Here is a 6,824-nt window from a genome sequence, read left to right as displayed (position 1 = left end):
CCGGCGCACCTGTGGTCCCCTCCGAGCCTCGCGGGCGATCGCCTCGACGTCGATCCCGTTCGGGATCACGACGATCCGCTCCGGCGGCGCGGCGTACCGCTCGACGAGGAACCGCGCTCCCGCGCTCGAGTTGACCAGCGTCCGCGGGCAGCTCCGGAACATCGCCCGGTAGATCACCCGCTTGACGCGTGCGGGCCACACCACCGTCCCGCGCGCGGAAGGGAGGAGGCGGACACCCCGGCACGCGCGGGTGGCGAGAAAGGCGTAGCCCGAGGCCAGCAGGTGCACGGCATGGACGAGCGTCAGCCGCTCGCGGCGGATCAACCGCCGCAGCGCCAACAGCCGCCCCAGTTCGAAGCTGCGCCGCCGGGGAAGGACCGCCAGTGGGTAGCCGAGGCGCTGCAGGAGCGGGCCGTACGGCTCGACCGCCTCCGACAGGCAGCAGACGATGTCAGGACGCCAGGGGCTCTCCGCCAGCCTCTCGAGGAGCAGGGCGGTCTGCCGCTCGGCCCCCCCGTAGCCCAGCTGGCTGACGACGATTCCCACCCGCGTGCCGTGCGGCCGCTTCGGCTCACCCACGGCCGCACCTCGCGAGGACGGCGAAGAGCCCGCGCTCCGATGGCCCGGCGTAAACCCCGGCCCGCGGGAGCAGGAGCGGGTCCTGTCCCGGGCGGATCGGGAAACAGCGGGAGGTCACGGCGGTGCGAAAACCGGCGGAGGCCACGGCGCGCCGCGCCCTCCCGGCGTTGCGGCCGCCCCCGCCGGGGTTGGGATAGGCGAAGTGGACTACCGGTTCGTCCAGGACCGCCTCCAGGTCGGCCCGCGAGCCGGCGACCTCCTCCTCGAGCCGGTCGGCGGGCAGGCGGTCGAGGTGGGGATGGCTCCGCGTGTGGGCGCCGACCGTCATGCCGGCGTCGCGGAGGGCGAGAACCTGCTCGGGTGTCATGAAGCTCGTCCCGAGTCCTTCACCGCGGGCGAGGCCAGCCGCTTCGGCCAGGACCGCGAGGGCCCTCTCGCGGTCGGCCGCTCCGAGCGCCGACAGTTCGCGCGTGAGGCGGCGGCGCACGCCGCGGCGGGCGCCCGCGGCGGGGACGCGGAGCGGAGGGATGCCCGGCAGCTCCAGCCGTCCCTCCGGCAGCCGCGGCACGCAGCGCCACACCTCCGAGATCCAAAGGCCGCGCCGGTGCGCGAGCGGTCCGGTGGTGACGTAGAAGGTGGCACTCAGGCCGGCCGCCTTCAGGATCGGCAGCGCGTGGTCGTGGTTGTCGCGATAGCCGTCGTCGAAGGTGACGACCACCGCGGGTCGCCCGCGGGGGGCGGTGGAAGCCCGGTTGAGGAGCTCGTCCAGGCCGATCACCTCGAACCGCTCGGCGAGGAGCCGGACATGTTCGGCGAACCTTTCCGGAGGGATCGACAGGCCGGGATCGAGATAACCGGCTGCCTCGGCCGCCGGTGCGACGGAGTGGTAGCGGAGCACCAGCGCCCGCGCAGGCGAGCGCAGGCACCGGACGATCCGTCGCCGCCGCCGGAACGCGGCGAGGCGGGCTAGGAGGCGCAACGGCGGCCCTCCCCGCGGCCGGACCCCGGCACCCTGCCTGAACGCGGGCTCATCGGCCGCCCAGGATAGCCGGAAAGCCCGCGAGCGGCGCCCGCGCTGGCCCCGGCGCGCCGGCTCACATTATCGTAAGCACGGGCCGGGAAGGATCCGTCCCCGAGCGCGAAAGCGGAGCCGCCGTGACACCGGCCGTCGCCACACATCCCCCGCTGCGTCCCGTCCGGGAGCGCCCGGAGGAGCCTCGCTCGGTCAAGCTCGCGGCCAACGAGGTGATGCTCCTGGTGACCGCGGTCTGCTGCGTCGCCATCGCCTACGCGTTCCCCTTCCGCTCGGTGAAGTACGGCCTGATCGTCTTCTTCGGAACGCTCCTGCTCCTGCAGACGGTGCGGCGCCCCGCCATCGGGATGGCGATGCTGGTCTTCGCGGCCCCCGCGATGGATCTGCTGCCCCAGACGCTCCTGCCGATCCGCGGGTTCAACGTCGAAACGGCGATGATCCTCTTCCTGCTCTTCTTGTGGGGCAGGGCGAACATGATGTACGGCCGCGACACGGCGCGGACGACGCTGGGCCGGTTCGTGCTGGCCTACGTGCTGATGATCCTGCTCAGCAGCGTGCACACGTGGCTCCTGTTCCGGGTCAGCCTGTTCGACATTCTCGCGAAGGCGAAGAACCACCTCTCCTGGATGCTCTACCTGCCCGTCGCCTTCCACACGCTCCGGACTCCCCGCGATCAGAAGCTCTGCTTCGGGGCGTCGGTGCTGTCGATCTTCCTCGTCAGCGTGCAGGCGATCAACAACCACTGGCTCGCGTTCGTTGCCGGAACCCTCGACCGGCACCGCGCCGGGTCGCTCCTCGCGCCGCAACCGAACATCTTCGGCGGGGCGCTGGCCATGTACCTGCCGGTCCTCGCCGTGATGACCATCAACGCATCCGGTCCGCGCCTCGTCCGCTTCTGGTACGCGATCTGCAGCGTCGCGTGCGGCTTCGCGCTGATCCTCACCCTTTCCCGCGGAGCCTGGCTCGGAGCGGTGGCAGGGCTGTTGGTGGTCGCGATGTTCCGGAACTGGAAGCTGCTGGCCCTGCTGGTGCTGCTGGCGGCCACGTGGCAGCTGTGGGTGCCCCAGGCCGCCATCGACCGGGTGCAGATGACCACGAAGGCCGAAGGGGATCTCGGCGCGGAGGATCAGATCGCCGACGACTCGACCCAGATGAGGATCGAGCAGTACCGTTCGTTGCCCGCCATGATGGCGCCGCATCCGATCGTCGGCTGGGGTTACAAGTCTTTCCCGAGGATCTTCCAGAAGTACGGCACCCTGGGAATCGTCAAGGGCGCGCATTCGACCTACTGCCAGATCGCCACGGAGGAGGGGATCGTCGGGCTGGTCGTCCTGGCAGCCCTTTTCTTCGCGATGGCGATGACGGGAATCCGTGCCTACAAGGACGCCGAGGATCCGTTCCATCGTTGGCTCGGAGTCGGCGTTCTCGGAGCCACGGTTTCGATGGCGCTGTGCATGGCCACGGGCGCCCGCTTCGAGGCCCAGAAGGTCTTCGTCTACTTCTGGGTTTTCGCGGGCGTGGTAGAGCGGGAGGCGATCTTCGGATTCGCGGGGCGGGCGCCGCGGGGTCCGCGACCCCTCGACGCCGCGCCGCGGCCCGCCTGGGACGCTCGGCCCTGAAACCGATGCGCATTCTCTTCCTCGGTCCGGCGAACGCCTGTCACGTGACCCGGTGGGTGGGATTCCTCCAGCGCGCCGGCCACGACGTCCTCCTCGCCTCGCTCCACGAGATTCCGCCACAGCAGCGAGGAAGGGCGGAGCCGCTGGTGCCGGTGCCGGGGAAGGGGGCGACCTCGCTCCTCGCGTTCGTGCGGGCACTCCCCGTGGTGAGGAGGCTGGCGCGAAGGCACGCTCCGGATCTTTGCGTCGCCTACTACATGACCAGCTACGGGCTTCTCGCCGCCGTGGCCGGATGCCGCCCTTGGATCGGTGCGGCGGCGGGAGGGGACGTGCTCGTCGACGCGTTCGACCCGTGGCCGCGGCGCCTCCGGAACCGCCTGGCGCTCCGGATCGCCCTGCCGCGGGCCGCGGGAATGCTCGCCTGGGCCGACCACGTGGCGCGCCGCCTCGTGGAGCTGGGATATCCGCGGGAGAGAATCCTGGTCCAGCCGAGGGGCGTGGACCGCGCCCTCTTCCGCCATCGGCCGCCCCGGCGGCGGATGCCGAACGATCCACTCCGGGTGCTCTCGATCCGGTGGCTCAAGCCGCTCTACCGGGTGGACACTCTCGTCGAAGCGCTGGCGGAGCTGCGTCGCCGGGGTGTTCCCTTCGAGGCGAGGATCGGGGGCACGGGTCCCGAGCGCCCTCGTCTCGAGGCGCTCGCCCGCCGGCTCGGTCTGGCGGGGCCGTTGCGGTTCCTGGGAGAGATCCCCGCCGACGAGGTTCCGTCGCAGCTGGCCTGGAGCGACGTCTACGTGAGCACCTCGAGCAGCGACGGTGCCTCAGCATCCCTTTTCGAGGCCCTGGCCGTCGGCAGCTATCCGGTCGTCACCGACATCGAGGCCAACCGCCCGTACGTGGTCCCGGGACGGACGGGAGCGCTGTTCCCGGTCGGTGACGCGAAGGCGCTCGCCGACCGCCTGGAAGCGGTGGCCCGCGACGACGACGCGAGGCGGGCGGCGATCGCGGCGGCGAGGAGCCTCGTCGAAACGCGCCTGGACTGGGAGGCGAACATGCGTCGCATCGAGGGATTCCTCGAGAGAACTTCCGGGCGGGCATGAGACTTGCTTCGATCCCGGGGGGGCCGGATCTTAGGGATGCGGGAGGGCCCGGTGACGAGCCGTCCGAGTTGGTTGCCGTTCGTTCTGGCCGCCGCGGTCGGCGTCACGGCGGCGGCCGCCGCCGACATCTACGTCCGGCCCGACGGTTCGGACGCCTGTGACGGCCGTGCGGACGTCCCGGCCGGCGACGGCGGCAGCTGCGCCGTCCGCACGATCGAGCGGGCGAACGCCCTCGCGGGTTGCGGGGACACGGTGCACCTCGCACCGGGGGACTACTACGAGAAGAGGATCTCGATCACGAATTCGTGCTCGGCCGCGGCTCCGAAGCGGTTCACCGGCGCCGGCGTCGGCGCGAGCTTCTGGATGGCCGGCGCTGTGTCGATCGACGATTCCCGCTGCACCCCGGATCCGGACCACCCCGGGGTGTATCGCTGCCCGAAGGGCGGCGTGGCCACCGGGACCTCGAACAGCCCCCAGAGCTGTCTCATCCAGCGGTACACGACCAGCGTGTACTGGGAGGACGAGAACGGCAGCAAGGGGGACATGGTCGGTCCGGTGTGCCTGACGCGGAACACCAACGGCGCCGCCGATGTCGCGGGGAAGGAGGGGAACTACTTCGAGACCGCCACGGACTACTGGGTGCGCCCGTGGGACGACCGTGACCCGCGCGTCGCCGGCGGGGTCGACCTGATCGCTGCCGCCGCCTCCTGCACCACCCGATCGTCCAACGGGATCCACATCACCGGCTCGAACATCGTCCTCGAGCGGATGACCGTGATCACCCCGTGCTACCAGGCGATCGGCATCTCGGGGCGTTCCGTCACCCTTCAGGATCTCGAGGTCTACGGCGGGATGGTCTGGGCCTACACGACGAGCTCGGACCTGACGTACCGGCGGCTCAAGGTCAAGAACGCCTATCGGCGCCCCGACAACATGGGAACGGTCACGGGGACCTCCTGGAACGCCGCGAGCCAGTGCATGGCGACCCAGGCGCGCGGCTTCACCATGGAGGATATCGAGACCTACGGCTGCCGCGAGGGATTCAGCTTTTCCGGGGGCGCCAGCAACGGAACGGTCGACGGGCTGTTCGTCCACGGTTCGTACAACCACGGACTGATCGTCATCGATACCGAGACGCACGATATCCTCATCCGCGACGCGGTGACGTACAACGTGCAGGAGGCGGTCTTCATCGAGTGCCCTTACAACATCACCTTCGAAAACTGCACGTTCCCGCAGGTAGCGTCGCCGGGATGCGTCGTGATTCAAGGGAACAACGGCTGTCCCGCCGACCGGCCTCACAACCTCGACTTCTTCAACAACATCATCACCTGCATGATCTGGCACGGTTATGGCGGCGACACCTGGGCGAAGGGCGGCCACGACCTCGACTACAACACCTACATCTCGGATAACGGGAGGTCATGGGTCCAGCGCAACGTCTCGGCGAACAAGTCGATGCGCCTCACGGCCTGGAAGAACTGGGCGGACGATCCTTGCCCCGACTGCACGCGGGATCCGCACAGCCGGACGGCCACCAAGGCCCAGGTCTACAAGAACTGGATGGACAGGGACGACCGGCTCGGCGCGGGCTACGACTTCGATCTGAGAACCGATTCGCCCGTCATCGGCACCGCTTCGCCGGAGCACGGCGACATGGTCGACATCGAGGGCGTGGCGCGGTCCCTGCCCAAGGATCCCGGGGCGTATGCACACGAGGAGGGGACCGGGAAGCCCGCCTGTTCGGACGGCGCCGACAACGACGGTGACGGGGCGGTGGACTATCCGGAAGACTACGGGTGCACGTCCGCCGCCGACACGTCGGAGGTCGGCGTGCGGGAATGCGGTGACGGCGCCGACAACGACGGTGACGGGAAGATCGACCAGGACGACGGGAACTGCTCGGGCCCCAACGATGACGCCGAGAACCGCTGCGGGGACGGCGTCAGGGAACCCGGCGCCGAGGAGTGCGACGGTGCCGACCTGGGCGGCGCCACGTGCTCGTCCCGCGGGCACGCTGCCGGGACCTTGCGGTGCACGGCTTCCTGCACGTTCGACGAATCCGGATGCAACGACCCTCCGGCGGACGTCGAGAACGCGGAGCGAGGGGACACGCAACCGGGCGGATAGGCCCGGCCGCCGCTGCGCCGTCCCGCGGGCCGGTTACCTTCCCGCACGATGGGCCATCGGACCGCCGCGGCCGCGGAAGGCGGTGTCGGGGCAGCGGGGGACCCGGCTTGCCGGACGGGTTCGGCGGCGCGCCGGTGCCCGCGGAAGCGATAGGCGGAAGCTACCGGCGGACGGAATCCTCCGCTAGGGAGGCGGGAGCCGGGAGGCGGCGGAAGGGCCGGTCGGGCGCGCGTTCGGGATGCGGGAGGCGGGAACGGACGCATACCGCCGGCGCCCCGGAGCCGTTGCGCACCGCCGCGCGGGCAACTCGGATCAGATCGAAACTCCCATGCGGTTCCGGAGCGCCAGCGCGAACAGCAGCAT

At 70.4% G+C, this 6,824-nt stretch carries 5 protein-coding genes; 3 read left to right on the top strand and 2 right to left on the bottom strand.

The features are described from left to right. On the bottom strand, nucleotides 1–579 hold a 579-nt coding region (locus tag D6718_00640; GenBank protein ID RMG48969.1), incomplete at its 3' end, for a hypothetical protein. Next, nucleotides 572–1,558, bottom strand: a complete 987-nt coding sequence (locus D6718_00635; protein RMG48968.1) for a hypothetical protein — start codon at nucleotides 1,556–1,558, stop codon at nucleotides 572–574. The genes D6718_00635 and D6718_00640, both read right to left, overlap by 8 nt. 176 nt (nucleotides 1,559–1,734) lie before the next feature. Here D6718_00635 and D6718_00630 point away from each other — a divergent pair, with 176 nt between their 5' ends. The 3 genes from D6718_00630 to D6718_00620 all read left to right on the top strand — a co-directional run bounded on the left by D6718_00630 (nucleotide 1,735) and on the right by D6718_00620 (nucleotide 6,461). After that, nucleotides 1,735–3,231, top strand: coding sequence for an O-antigen ligase family protein (locus D6718_00630; GenBank protein ID RMG48967.1), 1,497 nt, complete (start codon nucleotides 1,735–1,737; stop codon nucleotides 3,229–3,231). A gap of 5 nt (nucleotides 3,232–3,236) precedes the next feature. After that, a complete protein-coding gene (locus D6718_00625) occupies nucleotides 3,237–4,331 on the top strand; it encodes a glycosyltransferase (protein RMG48966.1) in 1,095 nt (364 codons plus the stop codon). Between the two features lie 72 nt (nucleotides 4,332–4,403). After that, on the top strand, nucleotides 4,404–6,461 hold the full coding sequence (locus D6718_00620) for a hypothetical protein (protein ID RMG48965.1): 2,058 nt from the start codon (nucleotides 4,404–4,406) through the stop codon (nucleotides 6,459–6,461). The last annotated feature ends 363 nt before the right edge of the window (nucleotides 6,462–6,824 follow it).

This window comes from Acidobacteriota bacterium (genome assembly GCA_003696075.1).
In the GTDB taxonomy this organism is placed as follows: domain Bacteria; phylum Acidobacteriota; class Polarisedimenticolia; order J045; family J045; genus J045.
The sequence above is the reverse complement of the archived record's forward strand: the minus strand, read 5'-3'. Positions and strand labels throughout refer to the sequence as shown.